Source organism: Allobaculum sp. (assembly GCF_047010065.1).
GTDB classification, from domain to species: domain Bacteria; phylum Bacillota_I; class Bacilli_A; order Erysipelotrichales; family Erysipelotrichaceae; genus Allobaculum; species Allobaculum fili.
Window position 1 is genome coordinate 1 of the sequence record NZ_JBKXLD010000048.1, and the last position, 16,417, is coordinate 16,417.

The 16,417-nt window shown below is 53.5% G+C and carries 12 protein-coding genes; 9 read left to right on the forward strand and 3 right to left on the reverse strand.

All coding sequences use genetic code 11. The features are described from left to right. A partial coding sequence (locus ACLUYS_RS05665) for a carbohydrate-binding domain-containing protein (RefSeq protein ID WP_412659354.1) occupies window positions 1-1,067 on the forward strand: 1,067 nt, incomplete at its 5' end. A 168-nt stretch (window positions 1,068-1,235) separates the two neighbouring features. Here ACLUYS_RS05665 and ACLUYS_RS05670 read toward each other — a convergent pair. From ACLUYS_RS05670 to ACLUYS_RS05680, 3 genes are all read right to left on the reverse strand, one after another. Beyond that, a complete protein-coding gene (locus ACLUYS_RS05670) occupies window positions 1,236-2,564 on the reverse strand; it encodes an NCS2 family permease (protein WP_288339072.1) in 1,329 nt (442 codons plus the stop codon). Between the two features lie 467 nt (window positions 2,565-3,031). After that, window positions 3,032-6,319 carry a UvrD-helicase domain-containing protein gene (locus tag ACLUYS_RS05675; RefSeq protein ID WP_230267302.1) on the reverse strand — a complete coding sequence of 1,096 codons (3,288 nt, stop codon included), beginning with the start codon at window positions 6,317-6,319 and terminating at the stop codon, window positions 3,032-3,034. A gap of 4 nt (window positions 6,320-6,323) precedes the next feature. Then, window positions 6,324-8,768, reverse strand: coding sequence for a hypothetical protein (locus ACLUYS_RS05680; RefSeq protein ID WP_230267301.1), 2,445 nt, complete (start codon window positions 8,766-8,768; stop codon window positions 6,324-6,326). A 285-nt stretch (window positions 8,769-9,053) separates the two neighbouring features. Here ACLUYS_RS05680 and ACLUYS_RS05685 point away from each other — a divergent pair, with 285 nt between their 5' ends. The 8 genes from ACLUYS_RS05685 to ftsH all read left to right on the forward strand — a co-directional run. After that, window positions 9,054-10,040, forward strand: coding sequence for a YitT family protein (locus ACLUYS_RS05685; RefSeq protein WP_412659355.1), 987 nt, complete (start codon window positions 9,054-9,056; stop codon window positions 10,038-10,040). A gap of 205 nt (window positions 10,041-10,245) precedes the next feature. Then, complete coding sequence (gene rnmV, locus ACLUYS_RS05690) at window positions 10,246-10,758, forward strand: ribonuclease M5 (RefSeq protein WP_230267299.1); 513 nt, start codon at window positions 10,246-10,248, stop codon at window positions 10,756-10,758. Then, a complete protein-coding gene (rsmA, locus tag ACLUYS_RS05695; protein ID WP_230267324.1) occupies window positions 10,758-11,609 on the forward strand; it encodes a 16S rRNA (adenine(1518)-N(6)/adenine(1519)-N(6))-dimethyltransferase RsmA in 852 nt (283 codons plus the stop codon). The genes rnmV and rsmA overlap by 1 nt, the downstream gene beginning before the upstream one ends. Then, window positions 11,599-12,447: a 4-(cytidine 5'-diphospho)-2-C-methyl-D-erythritol kinase gene (gene ispE / locus ACLUYS_RS05700; RefSeq protein WP_230267298.1), complete on the forward strand. Its 849-nt coding sequence runs from the start codon at window positions 11,599-11,601 to the stop codon at window positions 12,445-12,447. The genes rsmA and ispE overlap by 11 nt, the downstream gene beginning before the upstream one ends. After that, window positions 12,444-12,650, forward strand: a complete 207-nt coding sequence (locus ACLUYS_RS05705) for a DUF1146 family protein (protein WP_412659356.1) — start codon at window positions 12,444-12,446, stop codon at window positions 12,648-12,650. Before ispE ends, ACLUYS_RS05705 begins: the two co-directional genes overlap by 4 nt. Before the next feature lie 85 nt (window positions 12,651-12,735). Next, window positions 12,736-13,971, forward strand: a complete 1,236-nt coding sequence (gene tilS / locus ACLUYS_RS05710) for a tRNA lysidine(34) synthetase TilS (protein WP_412659357.1) — start codon at window positions 12,736-12,738, stop codon at window positions 13,969-13,971. A 247-nt stretch (window positions 13,972-14,218) separates the two neighbouring features. Beyond that, complete coding sequence (hpt, locus tag ACLUYS_RS05715; protein ID WP_255658214.1) at window positions 14,219-14,770, forward strand: hypoxanthine phosphoribosyltransferase; 552 nt, start codon at window positions 14,219-14,221, stop codon at window positions 14,768-14,770. A gap of 106 nt (window positions 14,771-14,876) precedes the next feature. After that, window positions 14,877-16,417, forward strand: a 1,541-nt coding sequence (ftsH, locus tag ACLUYS_RS05720) for an ATP-dependent zinc metalloprotease FtsH (RefSeq protein ID WP_412659358.1), incomplete at its 3' end; no start/stop codon positions are given.

Consider the following 16,417-nt stretch of genomic DNA (forward strand, 5'->3'; position numbering starts at 1 on the left):
CGTATGCGCTGAGTGCTGAAGAAGACGGCATTCACGCCAGCGACGCGCTGACCATTCAAAACGGCGATCTGACCATTCAGTCCGAAGATGAAGGCGTAGATGTCAACGATACGCTGACCATCGAAAAAGGCACCTTTACGATCACCAGCCAGGGCGACAGTCTGCGCGCCGAAGGCGCCGTTACCTTGAAAGACGGCACATACACGATCCAGTCCGAAAGCGAAGGCATCGAATCCAAGGACACGCTGACCATCGAAAAAGGAACGTATACCATCAACAGTACCGATGACTGCCTCAATGCCGCCAACAGCCTGAGCATTCAGGGCGGCAAGCTCACCCTCGTTTCCAAAACGAATGACGGCGTCGATTCGAACGGCGATCTGCTCATCTCGGGCGGCGAAATTTACGCGGCCGCTCTTCAGAATCCGGAAGGCGCCTTCGATACGGATCGCGGCACCTTTAAAATCAGCGGCGGAACGGTAGTCGGTCTTTCCGCGACGGCGACCAAACCGACTGATGCCGCCCAGAACACCGTCATGATTGCAGCCTCTTCCTTCAAGAAACTCGAACTGAAGCAGAACGGAAAAACGCTGATCACCTGGAACAATACCCAGACAGGCAATGCCGCTTCGATCACGCTGACTCTTTCCTGCAAGGACCTCACAGCTGGAAAGGACGCCGAACTCTGGCTGGACGGCACAAAGAGCGAATTCTTTACTGTGGAAGAAGGCCTGACCACAGTCGGAAACATTTCCGTTATGGGCCCGGGCGGCATGCAAGGCGGTCCAGGCCGCGGCCAGATGCGGGAGGAGTTTGATCCGGAAGATCTGCCGGACGATTTTGACCCCGAAAACATGCCGGATGACTTTGATCCGGAAGACATGCCCGACGATTTTGAAGGCATGATGCCCCCAGAACGTCCGGATGGAGAAAGCGGAAATTCCAATGGCCAGAACGGCGGCCGTCCAAACCGTCCGTCCAGACGACCGGATACAGACACGTACGGCGACTGGGACGCGCAGTCCGGCGCAACACAGAATGGCCAGCCGAAAAGCCAGTCCGTCTAAACCCTTTTCCAGAACGGGAAAAACAGAAAGCAGGCCGGCATACGACCTGCGATCCATTAAAAAAATCACTACGATACAGATATAAAAGAAGCAGGGATTTCCCTGCTTCTTTTTTGTATGGATTCCGTCTGAGGCGGATATTCGATCGATTGTTTTTTTTAGTATGGACTAAGCCATCAGGTAAGGCGAAGCGAAGTAGATCACGAAGATTACCATCAGGATCCATACGGTCGGATGGATTTCACGGATCTTGCCGGCAGCGACCATGCACACTGCGTAGGCGATGAAGCCAAACGCAATACCGTTGGAAATGGAGTACATCAGGATCATGGAAATGATGGTGATGAACGCCGGAATTGCGATCGTCAGATCATCCCACTGGATGCCCTTGAGCTGCTGCGCCATCATGACGCCGACAACAACCAGAGCCGGAGCAGTTACCGCGTTGGTAATCATGCCGAGAATCAGCGGGCTGATGAAGATGGACAGAATGAAGAGAACGCCTGTAGTTACGGCAGTCAGACCAGTACGTCCGCCTACGCCTACACCAGAAGACGATTCAACAAAGCTGGTTACTGTGGAAGTACCCAGAGCAGCACCGATGCAGGTACCGATGGAGTCAGCCAGCAGAGCCTGTTCAGCATTTTCGAGTTCGCCGTTTTCCTTAACGAGACCGATTTCGTTTCCGATCGCAACCAGAGTTCCGGCGGTATCGAAGAAGTCTACGAAAAGGAAGGAGAAGATAACTACCAGCGCATTCATCGGATGGGAGAAGAGTTCGCCAAATCCGCTTGCGAACGCACCGGCAGCGCTCATGTCAAAGTTTGTGGTGAGAACACCGTTGATGGCCGGCATGCCGTCTACGCCGCAAAGGCCGAGGATAACGCCGATCACCGCAGTGATGATCAGGCCGACAAATACGCCGGCTGGAATTTTGCGGACAACGCAGACGATTGTGATGATGATGCCCAGCAGAGCCAGCAGAACCTGCGGATCTACGAAGGAGCCAAGACCTACGAACGTCGATTCGTTCGCCACGATGATGCCGGCGTTTTTCAGGCCGACAAACGCGATGAAGAAACCAATACCGGCACCGATGGCCAGCTTGAGCTGAACAGGGATGGAATCGATGATCTTCTTACGGATTCCGGTAACGGAAATCAGAACAAATACAAGACCGGAAATAAAAACAGCGGCAAGTGCAGCCTGCCAGGAATAGCCCATGGTCAGAACGACCGTATAGGAGAAGAGGGCGTTGACACCCATACCGGCGGAAAGAGCAACCGGATAGTTAGCCAGCAGACCCATCAGAAGACAGGCAGCAGCGGAAGAAAGTGCAGTTGCCATGAATACAGCTTCTGGTTTCATGCCAGCATCCCCAAGAATCATCGGGTTTACAGCCAGAATGTACGCCATGGCCAGGAACGTGGTAATACCGGCAATGATCTCGGTTTTTACGTTCGTTCCTTTTTCTTTAAGATGGAAAAGCTTTTCCATAAGGTTGAAGAATCCTCCTTTATCATTTGTCCGCTTGTACAAAGATCCCGGTCTTTGTCTTCCGGACACACACAGTATAATGGAGCAGAATATTTTTTCAATTTCTGACATTTGATGGGTCAATGATGGATGTAAGGGTGTACGGAAAAGGGATTCTTTTGCGGTTCACCGTTTGAAAAAAGGACGGATTCGAGTGAAAAGTAAAGGACGATTGGAAAATAATATCTACAGAAACCGCTAGTTTTTACCGGTCATTGTCCTCGTTTCCAATCCTGAAAAGTAAAATAACAGAACGAAAGGCTTTCAAAACAAGTCTTACGTTCTGCTTAAAACTGTATGATTTTTCGCATCCTGTAAGCGGTCTGTAAAGCAATCCAATAAAGATTAGGGCATTGTACAGGATTTATTCATCGTTTCCTGATCTGGATTTCTTTCCCACATTTTATCCGGATTTTGGCCGGTTTTGATCAGATTTCGAACAGAGACGCCAGTTCAAAGGAGTAAATCCAGGCGCGCACTTTCCGGTCGGGATGAATGCTCTGCATGGCTTTTCGATACGTTTCGAGCTGGCCGCGGTAGCGGTCCGCAAGCGACTGTTCATCAAAGGCCGCGTCCGTCTTGAAGTCGAGAATGTCGATCGTGTCGCCGTCAAAAACCACCAGGTCCATGTAGCCGTGAATGATCGTACCCTTTTCCATGACACAGTAGGGGCATTCAAATTCATGGGGCAGTTCCATCCACTTCGCGTACGTCGCGTTGTCGTTCAGCCGCAGCAGCAAGTCCGCATCGCCAGACGACAGACCGAGTCCGGACTGGCGAAGGCGCTCTTCTACGTCCTCGCGCGTATACGGCCAGGGCAATGTGGCGGCCATTTCATGAAAGAGGGTGCCGCGCTCTTTGGCCAGTCCGCTTTCGACGCCTTTGCCATAGCCGCCTTTGGGCCAGGAGGCGTGGGCCTTGGTTTTGGAGGCGGTCTGCGAATAGACGATCTGTCTGGGTCCCTGATAGCGGCGAATGGAAATTTTCTTATGATGGCTGACGCCGCGATCGGGACGCTGAAGCAGCTCCGGCACGTCTTCAAAGTCCACCAGATCAATCGGGTTTCGATGATACAGGGAGAAAAACCAGCTTGTAAAGCCGTTGTTGGCCAGAATTCGATACAGGTTCAGCGTGCCGTCGTACAGATTTTCGTTTTTGAGCGTATCGACAAAGACTAATTCTTCTTCCGCACGGGTGCACGCCACATAAAGCAGACGCATCTTTTCCTGCTGCTCTTCAAAGAAGCGCTTCGTATCGAAGGCGATCGTTGCGGCGCTTTTGTGACTGAGCATCGTATTCGGATCGAGCGCCTTGAAGGCGACGCCCAGATCCGCATCGAGCAGAATCGGACTCATGCCTTCGATGTCGCTCTGCCGCTGTTCGCAAAGAATATAGACGAGCTTGTACTGCAGGCCTTTGGAGGCGTGAATGGTGGAAATATGCACCGCGTCTTCTTCCTTGCCAAAAGGCATCGCTTCACTGGTCTTATCGAGATCTTCTTCGAGCGCGGCTGAAGACAGAAAGCCTTCCAGATCGAGCAGGCCCTGAGCCGAAACCGCCTTTTCCAGAAGCAGATCGAGGTTCGTCTTGTCCTGCGCCGAAGTGGAATAGTCGTAAAAGCCGCGGATCTGATAAATGCCGACAATCATTTCGGGCAGACTCAGATCCTTCAGCGTTTTGAGGTCGCGCACGATTTTTAACAGTTCGTAGCCTTTTTCGCTCTGACGAAGCCGGGTGTACAGCGACTGACCGTCTTCGCTGCCGCTCAGCATCGGCAAAATATCCTGCTGCGTAAAGCCGGTCAGCGGCGAAGCGAGCACGGACATCAGCGCGATGTCGTTTCGTTCGTCTTCAATGACGCGCATGGCGGAAAGAACGACCTGCACCGCCTTGTTCGTATAAAAGCCATGGCGCACATGATGCACGGAACGGATGCCCCAGGCTTCCAGCGCCTTCTTGATCTTGTCGTGGGACGTGGACGAGCGGGTAAGAATTGCGATGTCGCGCAGGGCGATGCCTTCTTTTTTCACGTGGTTTTCGATATCCTGCGCGATCAGATCGAACCGGTTTTCCCGGTGTTCCTTCTGGGCTCCCGCGGCACTAAGGCTTTCGCCAAGGCGCGCATCCTTTCCAAACTCGGTATACAGAAAGCGCACCGGCTTCTGCGCCTGTTCCTTCTGGCGCGCACTGCCGGTTACCGCCGTATCGATGGCCGAAAACTGGGAAGGAAGACCGTCGACGTTCATCAGATGGCGGAAGAAGTCGTTGTTGAAGCGGATCAGACTGTCGCTGGAACGGTAGTTTTCCTGCATCGCTACAATCTCGTCGTATTCGCCTGGATGCTCCAGGTGATTTTTCATCAGCTGGGGTCTGGCCTGACGGAAGCCGTAAATGGACTGCTTGATATCGCCGACGCGGAACACATTGTTTTTGCGGGCGATGGCCTGAATGATCGTCTCCTGCAAGTCGTTCGTATCCTGGTATTCGTCGATCAGAATGACTTCAAAGCGATCGCGCAGCGCTTTGGCGGTTTCGGGATCCTGCAAAATTTTCCATGCGTACAGTTCCATATCGGAAAAGTCGATAAAGCCGGCTTTCTTTTTGATTTCCTGAAAGCGGCGGCGCACATCGATGGCCAGATCGATAAACGTATTGCGCACGCGCTCGATCTGTTTTGCGGACTCCTCATACTGCTTTCTGGTAAAGAGGACATCGGCGATTTCCTTTTCAAACTTACGGGAGTCGGTCTGAATGTCCTTAAAGGAAATCTTGTTAATGGTGGGCGTGAATTTGTCCGTTGTTTCCGCATATTCGATAAACTGCGCGCCAAAGGCTTCATAATCCCCTTTGGCCAGCGCTTCGCGACAGCGCTCGAGCGCTTCGACTTTCCGGGAGAAGCGCTCGATGTATTCGCTTTGCTTGGCGGCTTTGGCAAAGTCCATGACCTGCACTTCTTCGATCATTTCCTCAAAAATATCGATCAGCGCCTCACAGCGCACGTCAAAGTATTTCAAAAACCAGGCGGACATGTCTTCCGCCTCATGGCGGCAGGCGTTCATCCACCCGTCCGGATCGGCCTTGCTTTCGGCCAGCGACAAATAGCGCAGCAGGCGGCTGCGCAGATGTTCTTCCTTCTGACCGCACGCTTCCATGTACAGAAGCAGTTCGGCGCTTCTGGCGGGATCGAGTGCCTGCATGCTCTGCTCCACCGCTTCCTCAAGCGCCTGACTGTCCGCGAGATCGTTATCGATGCGATTGACCATCGAATACGGAAGGCCAGCGACGAAGTAATACTGCTGCACGATGGACAGGCAGAAGGAATGGATCGTACAGATCATGGCAGTTTCCAGCGCCCCGATTTCCTTATTCAGAGACGGGTCGGTTTTCGCTGCTTCCATCAGACGGTTTTTCAGACGGACTTTCATTTCGGCAGCCGCGTCTTCGGTAAAGGTCACCGCCAGAATGGACGAGACGGGGACATGATCGTCCACGACCAGACGGCAGAGCCGTTCCACCAGAACGGCGGTTTTACCGGCGCCCGCGCTGGCACTGACCAGCAGATTCTTATTGCGCGAGTCGATGACTTTCTGCTGGGCCGGCGAAAAGACGAGCGGCTTTTTCGGGAGTTCCTGCATCTGGCTGTCCTGGGACCGATCCAGCTGCGCATCGTTTTCCAGGGCCTGCTGGACGGCTTCGTTTTTTGTGGAATCCTCCATGGCGTTACTCCTTTTCCTGAGCCGCGTTGCGGCAGATCGTTTTGTACGGGCAGTGCTGACAGGCTGCCGGACGATGATACGGCTGAATGTCGTTTTTCTGCAGGCTGTCGGCCAGCTGTTCGGCCTGCGAACTCAGTTTTTCCTGCGTGCTCACATACGTCGGTACGCGGCCTGCCAGTTCGGCGCGCATGCCCTGAGCGTCCTCGCCAAAATTCTGAGCGACGAGCGCATGCCGCAGATGATCGCGCTGGCCGTCTATCAGGGCTTCCTGCGTTCCGATGGATTCGGCAAGAACCGGCGAAGCGCCGCGGCCGTAGCGCAGAGCGAACGCTTTTTGCGGCATGGCCGAAGGCTGCATGGACAGATTGATCGTCGCCTGCGGCAGCGAATCGGAAACAAAGGGCGACGGCTCGGTATCGACCAGATTGAACACCGCCCGGTTTCTGGACGAAGAGGCAATCGGGCCTTCGATATTCATCGCCAGACCGTCATACTCTTCCTTCATCTGCACATCCGGACTGCCGGGCACCATCGTCAGTTTCATGGCGCTCAGCGGCTTGAGCGAATGGAAAATCCGCTCCATGCGAAGAAGACTCTGCGCATACAGCGCATCGAGTTCACTCTTGCGGCGCTCGGCAAACAGTTCGCGCGCAAAGGAAAATTCGTCGGTAAGCAGCGTTTCAATCTGCTCGCGGCTCAGCTGATCGCACGAAACGCCAAAGCGGCTTCCGGCCTCTTCGACCATGCGTACGAGCAGATCCGAGCTGACCTTAAACAGATCCCGCTCCGTCGGCGGTTTTTTCAGACGGAGTCCGTACTGGAGCATGTTTTTGAGAGCGCAGTCTTCAAAGGCGGCCAGCGAGCGCGGTCTAGTCTGCAAAATGCCGTCCTGGGAAGCAAACAGCGAAGACGCGTGCATGCCCTTTAACGTAAAGGACGGCCGGGGATCGGAAATCGGCTCCGCCGGCGCCATGAACTTGGGCAGCAGACCGAGCCACGTATTGAGCTCATGGCTCGTATCGATGCTTTTTCCCATATAATCGGACTGCGCCGTCATCAGAAACAGGCTTTCCGGCTCTTCGAGAACCTGCGTAAGCATTTCAAAATGCTCCTGCGTGCGTGTCTCGAGCGAAGGGAAATTCAGCTGGTCCATGTACGCTTCATCAAAGATGCCGCCGCGCACCTGCGAGCCTGGGAAATGCGCTGCGTCGGCTCCGATATAAAATACGTTTTCGTACAGTCCGCAAATCTGCGCGCGCGAACCGATCAGAACCCCGTTGAGTTCGCTCATGGCCTGCGAAGGCTGCAGATTATCGAGTTCGCGAATGAGAAGGGCGAGATCTTCGGGCTTATGCAGTTCGCTGCGTACTGCGGTAATCAGATTCATGACGCCTTCAAAGGCGTTGAGATCGTCCGGACTGGGATCCGGGGACTGGTCCATGATCAGACGGCCGATGGTGTCGATGGAGTTCAGATCGAGCGCCTGCAGCGATTCGAGAACTGGCTTCCACTGGGAGGCGCTGACTTCAAGCGCCTGCAGAGAAAGAAACGTTTCTTCGCTGATCAGCGCGTTGGGACGCCATGTAAGACTCTGCAGCGTCGTCCCCTCGTTTCCAAAGAGGCGCAAATAGCGGCGCAGATCGCAGGCGGCCATCGGATAGAGCGTCTCCAGAAGCGCCATGAGGGATTCGTCATCCTTTTTCATGACCCAGGTCAGCGCGCTTTTCCACTGATCGACAATTTTTCGCGAACCGTCATTTTGAATAAAGGTAAACGGAATGCCGCGCGATTCGAGTGCTCTGGCCAGCACCCAGCGCTGTTCGGGATCGGCCAGTGCGATCATGCACGTCGAAGCATCCAGTTTATTGCGGACGATCGCATCCGCGCACACTTCCATTTCCTTGCGCGCATTCGAACACGACCAGTAGTAAAACCGCTTATGATGACGCATTTTTTCAACGTGCGCGCCTTTGGAAACCAGAAGCCGGATCCAGTACCGGTCAATGAGCGTGCTTTCCGTAAGGAGAATGCGCAGACTTGAAGCGCCTTCAAACGCCTGGGTTTTCGCCTGGTCTACCCACAGTTTTACGGGCATGAGCCGGTCGATAATTTCCTTCAGATCCTTTTCGCGGCGCGTTCGGACGGGAAAGTCCTTGAGATCGTAAAGCTGACAGAGAAGCATGAAGTTTTCGCATTCGCGAAGAAAGTCATAATCTCTGCGGGAGGCATAAAACAGGTTGTCGGGCGACAGATCGTCCAGCCTTGCGCTGTATTCGTAAAGAAGCCGGATCAGAGGCGTGCGGGGACGGGACAGCGACTGGGCAAGCCAGGTGTCGAGCGTCATGACGTTCTGATTGAGGCAGCTTCCGTTTTCTTCAATGATTTTTCGATAGAGGCTGAGATGGAGCGCCGAAGGGGCAATCCATGTCGTGCTGGGTTCAAAGTTCATCTTATGACCCTCGCTTTCTGCCGAACCGAATGGGTCGGCTGTTTTTCTTTTATACTAAAATCTATTTTTACGCAATATAAATTTATTCATGCGCGCATTTTGCGCATTTATTCTGAAGACTCTGCGGCTTCCTGTCACCGTTTTTCCTTGGAATACAGTCTTATGGTACCGGACACGCACGGGATTTCTTTTCGCCATGCAAAGCCGGATTTTATTTTCTGTGCGCGTCGCGCGCACAGATTGTGGCGCAGGCGTGCATGATATACTAAACAGAAGGTGTGATCTATGAAAACGTTTCGTTCCTATTTTAATTTTAATGCTTCCAATATGCGCCGCCTGCTTCTGATCATCGCCGGCAACCTGCTGGTGGCCTTTGCTTCGGTCTTTTTTATTCTGCCGCAGAACATTTTGTGCGGCGGCGTAACGACCGCGTCCATGGTTCTCTCTTCTTTTCTGCCGATTGGACGCGTGCCCATGATTGCCATTCTGAACATTTCCCTGTTCGTTCTGGGCTATCTTTGTCTGGGCAGAAAATTCGCGGCAAGTTCGCTCATTTCCACATTTCTTTACCCGACGCTCGTCTCGCTTTTTTCCATGCTGGATGTGACGCCCTTTGAAAAAGTGGACCCCGTCCTTTCCGCCGTCTATGCCGGTCTGCTGACCGGTGCCGGCCTCGGTCTGGTCTTTCGTGTCAATGCCAGTACGGGCGGCATGGACATTCCCGCGCTTTTAATCCACAAGTACGCCGGTCTGCCGACCGGCCAGTGCGTCATGATCGTTGATACGCTGACCATTCTTTCCGGTCTCTGGATTTTCGGTCTGAATTCCATCCTCATTGGTCTGGCCGCTGTCTTTGCGTCTTCCTTTGCGATCAACTGGATTTCGACGTTCGGCGGTGAAAACGCGCAGAATGTCATGATCATTTCCGATAAGCATAAAGAAATCCAGACGTTCCTGCTCAATACCCTCAGCCGCGGGGTAACCATTCTTTCCGCCAAGGGGGCCTGGTCCGAACAGGAGCGCCCGGTTCTGATGTGCTGCGTACGCAACCGTGAATACGGCCAGCTGCTGCGGGAAATCGCGGACATCGATCCGCACGCCTTTGTGATCGCCAACTCCGTTCACGAAGTCCGCGGCGAAGGCTTTACGTGGAGCGACAATCCCCAGAAAAATCCCGGACTGCTCCATCATCAGAAAAAGCTGGAAGGTACAACGCAGTCCGGAACGGCCGCTGAACTCGCCAAGGCCAGTTCCGCCAAGCCAAAAGCCTGAGTCTGTACTCCAGAAGACAATTCCAGGGGATCTCTCCCTGGCTTTTTGTCTCTTCCTGCCTCCTGATTCTTTTACGCGTTTTTATCTTTTATGCTTTTTATACGGGAGGACGTTTCGTTCGGAATCGTTTTTCGGTTCATTGGAACGAATCGCTTTTACGTATTTCTTTTTCGAATCTTTTTCTTTCCTGGAAAGGAGTGTGTCCATGCACATTCATGAAGTCATTGTCGTGGAAGGACGCAGCGATACGCGAAGGCTGAAAACCTTCTTTGACTGCGACACGATCGAAACGTGCGGCAGTCATGTCACCGGTCAGATTCTCGATCGGATCGCGGCGGCGCAGAAAAGCCGCGGCGTCATCGTCTTTACCGACCCCGACCGCTCGGGCGAACACATCCGCAGCATCATTTCCCGCAAAATTCCCGGCGTGAAACACGCCTATATCGATCGCGACAAAGCCAAAACCGACAAGAAAGTCGGCGTCGAGCATGCCGAATACGAAGATCTCGCCGAAAGCCTTTCGCATCTCATTTCGTACGACGAGCGTCTGTCCACCCTTTCCTGGAACGATTTTCTCGATCTGGGCCTGACAGGCGACGCCGCCTTTCGAAAACAAGTCTGCGATCGTTTCCGCATCGGCCCCTGCAACGCGAAAACGTGCTTCAAGCGGCTGAACGCGATGGGCGTCACCCGTACGCAGATTGAGGAGGTTTTATGATCGATCGTCCAATTGCTACCAAAAGCCGGACGCGCGAAATCCAGGAAAAGTGGAACGCGCAGACGAAAAAGAGCTTTGGCCAGAACTTCATCGTCGAACCTGGCGTCGTTGAAAAAATCGCCCGGGAAGCTTCGGGCGACGGAAAAGGCGTCATGATCGAAATCGGTCCGGGCATTGGCGCCCTGACCCAGTATCTTTGCGAAGACAACGAAAAAGTCATCGCGTTTGAAATCGATCCGCGCTTTCCGCCCATTTTAAAAGAAGAAATCGGCAGCGATCATCTCGAAATCATTCAGGAAGATTTTCTGAATGTGGATGTCAATGTGCTTCTGGCGCCGTTTGCCAAAGAAGGACTGCCCGTCCGCTTTGCTTCCAATCTTCCGTACTACGTAACAACACCGATTCTCTTCAAGCTGTTTGAAGCGACCGAGCCGATCGCCGCCATTACCGTCATGATGCAAAAGGAAGTCGCCGACCGCTTTGCGGCTACCGCCGGATCGGCGTCCTACAACGCGCTTTCCGTCATCACGCAGTATCGCTGCACGATCCGCAAAGTCATGGACGTCAACCGCAACGTCTTCTGGCCGTCCCCCAATGTCGGCAGTACGGTGCTGCAGTTTCGGTTTCGAAACGAACATCCCGTAGAAGATGAAGCGTGCTTCTTTTCGATGGTCAAAGCCTGCTTTACGCAGCGCCGCAAAACCATCTATAACAATCTTCAAGGCTGGACCGAAGACAAAGCCAAAGCGCAGGCCATGCTGGAAAAAGCCGGCATTCCCCTGCAGACCAGGGCCCAGCAGCTGAGCGTGGATGATTTCATCCGCCTGTTTAAGGTGAATTATGAAAGTTAAAGCCTATGCCAAAGTCAATCTGGCTCTCGATATTCTCGGCGTACGGGACACGGACGGCTACCACATCATGGATATGGTCAACGCGCCGGTCTCTCTTTACGATGAACTCGATATCGAACCGTCCAATACGGAAGAAGATATCATTTCTGCCGTCGGCTTCAAGCTGCCAGGCAGCAGCACCCTGCATAAAGCGCTGGCCGTTCTTCGCGAGCATGCCGGTCTGAAAAATCACTATGTCATTACCCTGACCAAGTCCATTCCCGACAAAGCCGGTCTGGGCGGCGGCTCCGCCGATGCCGCCGCGCTGATTCAGGCGCTCAACGACATGGAACAGCTTGGTCTGTCCATGGAAGACATGGACCGGCTCGGCTTTCTGGTCGGAGCCGACGTTCCCTGCTGCCTGCACAACGCCTTTACTCGCATAGGCGGTGCCGGCGAACAGGTAAAGGAAATTGCGAGCGACTGGCACATTCCGGTTCTGCTCGTACAGGGCGTAAAGGGCATCTCGACGCCCGAGGCGTTCGCACGCTTTGAAAGCGCCCCGTCTTCGGCTTTAGATATCGATATCGTTTCGGATGCGGTCCGCAAAAAGGACATCGGTCTGCTGTATCAGACGATGGTCAACGCGTTTGAGCCGCAGGCGTTTGAAGCGCTCGACGAACTGGTCGAACAGAAGGAACAGATGCAGGACAACGGCCTGGTCCGCGTTCTGATGACCGGCTCCGGTTCGTGTCTGATGGGCTTTTGCGTCGATGACGACGTCATGGAAGAAGCCTGCGAAAATCTCGCGGAAATTTATCCCTTTGTCTATCCCGCGTACATAGGACCGATTCGATGAACAGCAGCCGCATTTTGTACATGATCGTCTTTGCGGCGTTTTTCTGCCTCGCCTTTTACGGCCTGCAAAGTCTGGATTTTTCCAGGGCTGCCCGAAAGAACAGCGGCTCTCGACCGATCGTTCTGCTCTTTCTCTGCTCGCTTGGCCTGGCGTGGCTGAGTACACAGGCCGTTTTCTCCTTAATGTACGGGAATTATTTTTAAGCCGTTTTCCCTTTCGGACCTTTGTGTCTTTGGCACCGGCTTTTTGGTCGGAGCGAAGCGAAGGTCCGTTTTTGCGTGAATTGTTTTGGGCACTCGCTACAATAAAGCCATGATCTGTGCAGCCGTCAGCGGCGGTCCGGATTCCATGGCCCTGCTCTGGTTTCTCGAATCCCGCCATGTCCCCTACTTTATTGCCCACGTGAACTATCACCATCGCCCCAGTGCTTCGCGCGATGAGGCGATCGTTCGTCAGTTTGCGGCCGAGCACCAGAAAACCCTGTGGATTTTGCATCCGGCCGTCCATGAAGCCGGCAATTTTCAGGGGCAGGCCAGAGCCGACCGGTACGGCTTTTTTGTCCGGCTCTGTCGAATGACGGGAGCGGACACGATTGCGCTCGGCCATCATATGGACGACTCGATCGAAACGTGGATGATGCAAAAGGAGCGAAACGCCATCGTCAGCCATTACGGTCTGCAGGAATGGACTGACTACGAAGGCCTTCGGCTGTATCGGCCGCTGCTGGCGTATTCCAAAGCCGAAATTCAGCAGGAAATGGACCGGCGCCGTCTGCCGTACGGAATTGACGAAAGCAATCTTCAAAACGACTACCGGCGCAATCAGATCCGCCACGCAACAATCGAACCCGCCAGCGCCAGCCAGAAACAGGCGTGGCTGAGCGAAATGGAAGCCGATAATCGAAAACTGGAAAGGCGAAAGGAAAACGCCCGAACGCGAAGCGGACAGGGCGTAACGATGGACGATCTGAACAGGGAGGATGGCTGGCTGCTTCTCGATCAGCTGCTCTTTGCGCATGTGAAGCATCATTTTTCCAGACGCCATATGGAAGAGCTGATCGAACAGCTTCAAAGCGGCAGGCGAAAGGAAATCGAAAATTTCTGGATTCAGAACGTGGACGGCAAAATCTGTCTGCGCAAAAAGGAAGCGCCTCCGCTTCCCTTTTATGTCGGCTCGCTTGCCCAGCTGCAGCAGCTTTGCGAGATGGACTACGTCTGGTACGGCATGAAGCTGAGCACGCACGGCACCCGTATGGAAACTTTCTCGGTTTCGGATGACGATTTCCCCCTGCTCATCCGTCCGTGGGAAAACGGGGATACCATTGAAATGCGCGGTGGAAGACTTCATCTTCGCCGGCGCATGATCTCCAGAAAAATCCCGGCTATCGAGCGCGATCTCTATCGGGTGATCGCTTCGGATCAAGGTGTTCTCTTTGCGATGGATACGGGCTGTGATGTTTATCATTATGTGGAAAAGCCCTTATTTTTTATGGTAAAATTTCCCCTAAGCATTGCGTTTGAATAAAATCCTCTTCGTGTGCCCTGCAGGCTGAAAATAAAGAAAATGCGGGCGCGTGTTTCATCCAGATTCCGAGGATTTCGCATTGCGTTGACCCGATCTCTTACGCTTTTTCGCCTGCCTGACCAGGTGCAAAGAGAAGAGCTTTGAACAGAAGCTCTCTGGATCAGACGGGCCGTTTTTGCATTGAAGAAACTTCCAGAACAAGAAGAAACTTCAAATATACAACAGAAAAGGATAGGTACATTTCATCATGTCAAAAGTGATCAGTGAAGATATTGAACGCGTTCTGATCAGCGAAGACGAAATCGAAGCTCGCTGCAAGGAACTCGCCGGCCAGATTGAAGCCGACTATGAGGAAAAGCGGATCGTCCCGATCGTGATCGGTCTGCTCAAAGGCAGCGTTCCTTTCATGGCGGAACTCATCAAGTATTTCCGTCACCCTATTGAAATCGACTTCATGTCCGTTTCCAGCTATTCCGGATCCGAATCGATCGGCGATGTCAAAATCAACAAGGACACCGACCTGTCTGTCAAAGGAAAAAACGTTCTGATCGTGGAAGATATCGTCGATACCGGCCGCACCATTCGTGAAGTGCGCCGTCTGCTCGAAAACAAGGGCGCAAACGATGTGCGCATCGTGTCTCTGCTCGACAAGCCGGACCGCCGCGTTGTCGATATTGAAGCGGATTATGTCGGTTTTACAGTGCCCAACGAATTCGTTGTCGGCTACGGACTCGACTTCAACCAGTGCTATCGCAACCTGCCCTACATCGGCGTACTGAAAGAAGAAGCCTACCGCTAAGACGGCATGCTTATGCGCGTCTGAACGGGCAAAGCGACGCTTTGAAAAAAGCGAACGGCACGTAACTACGCAAACCAGGAAATAGAAAAAAGAAAGGGGAGCTTCCATGAAAAAATGGCTGAATTATCTGCCCACGCTTTTTGTGATTATCATCCTCATTTCGATTATCGGATTCTCCACGCGGGGATCCGTCAACCGAATGAACTATACGGATTTTCAGAAAATCGCGGATACCGCGCATTTTGACGAATCCACCCTCAACATCTCAAGCTCCATTATCAAAGTCGAAGGCGTCTACACCAGCGGCGCCAACAAGCGAGCCTTTTCCACCATCGTTCCGAACACGGAAGAAAACATGGAATGGCTCACGACCACTCTCGAAAAAAACGGCGGTACGATTACCGTCAGCGATCCTTCCGCCAACAGCCTCTGGGTCAGCCTGCTTGCGCAGATCATTCCGCTGCTGCTGATCGGCGTCCTGTTTTACTTCATGCTTTCGAAAATGAGCGGTGGAGGGAGCGCCAACAAGGCGTTTGAATTTTCCAAATCCCGCGCCCGCATTGAAAACGACGTCAAAGTCCGCTTCAAGGATGTCGCCGGCTGCGATGAGGAAAAAGAGGAAGTCAAGGAAATCATCGACTACCTGCGCTCGCCGAAAAAGTTTACCGACATGGGCGCCCACATTCCAAAAGGCATCCTGATGGTCGGTCCTCCGGGAACCGGTAAAACGCTCCTGGCCAAAGCCGTTGCCGGCGAAGCCAACGTTCCGTTCTTCTCGATTTCCGGTTCGGATTTCGTGGAAATGTTCGTCGGAACCGGTGCAAGCCGCGTCCGCGACATGTTCAAGAACGCGCAGAAAAACGCTCCGTGCATCCTGTTCATCGATGAAATTGATGCGGTCGGCCGCCAGCGCGGCGCCGGCATGGGCGGCGGCAACGATGAACGCGAACAGACGCTCAACCAGCTGCTCGTCGAAATGGACGGCATGTCCAACAACAACGGCATCGTCGTCATCGCGGCGACCAACCGTCCGGACGTTCTCGACCCGGCCCTGCGCCGTTCGGGACGTTTCGACCGCAACATCACGGTCTCTCTGCCGGATGTGCGCGGCCGTGAAGCCATTCTGGAAGTACACGCCCGGGACAAGAAACTCGAACCTGGCGTTTCCCTGAAAAATCTCGCTCAGCGTACCCCGGGCTTCTCCGGTGCGGATCTGGCCAACGTGCTTAACGAAAGTGCCATCCTCGCGGTGCGCAACCACGAAGCGAAAATTACCCAGACCGATCTGGACGAGGCGATTGACCGCGTCATGATGGGCCCGGCGAAAAAATCGAAGAAATACACCGAAAAAGACAAATGGCTGGTTTCCTATCATGAAGCCGGTCACGCGGTTATCGGTCTGAAGCTCGAAGATGCCGACATCGTGCAGAAAGTCACCATCATTCCGCGCGGTGAAGCCGGCGGCTACAACCTGATGACGCCGCGTGAGGAAAAATACTTCCACCGCAAATCGGAAATGTTAGCGACAATTACCGGTCTGCTTGGCGGCCGTACGGCGGAAGAAATCGTCTTTGGCGAAATTTCCGCCGGAGCGGTCAACGATATCGAACGTCTGACGTCCATCGCGAAAAACATGGTCCGCGTTTA

Excerpts from the sequence above, each read along its gene's own strand:
- ACLUYS_RS05670 (WP_288339072.1), bottom strand. The coding sequence starts at position 2,564 with ATGGAAAAGCTTTTCCATCTTAAAGAAAAAGGAACGAACGTAAAAACC.
- ACLUYS_RS05675 (WP_230267302.1), bottom strand. The coding sequence starts at position 6,319 with ATGGAGGATTCCACAAAAAACGAAGCCGTCCAGCAGGCCCTGGAAAAC.
- ACLUYS_RS05680 (WP_230267301.1), bottom strand. The coding sequence starts at position 8,768 with ATGAACTTTGAACCCAGCACGACATGGATTGCCCCTTCGGCGCTCCAT.
- ACLUYS_RS05685 (WP_412659355.1), top strand. The coding sequence starts at position 9,054 with ATGAAAACGTTTCGTTCCTATTTTAATTTTAATGCTTCCAATATGCGC.
- rnmV (WP_230267299.1), top strand. The coding sequence starts at position 10,246 with ATGCACATTCATGAAGTCATTGTCGTGGAAGGACGCAGCGATACGCGA.
- ispE (WP_230267298.1), top strand. The coding sequence starts at position 11,599 with ATGAAAGTTAAAGCCTATGCCAAAGTCAATCTGGCTCTCGATATTCTC.
- ACLUYS_RS05705 (WP_412659356.1), top strand. The coding sequence starts at position 12,444 with ATGAACAGCAGCCGCATTTTGTACATGATCGTCTTTGCGGCGTTTTTC.
- hpt (WP_255658214.1), top strand. The coding sequence starts at position 14,219 with ATGTCAAAAGTGATCAGTGAAGATATTGAACGCGTTCTGATCAGCGAA.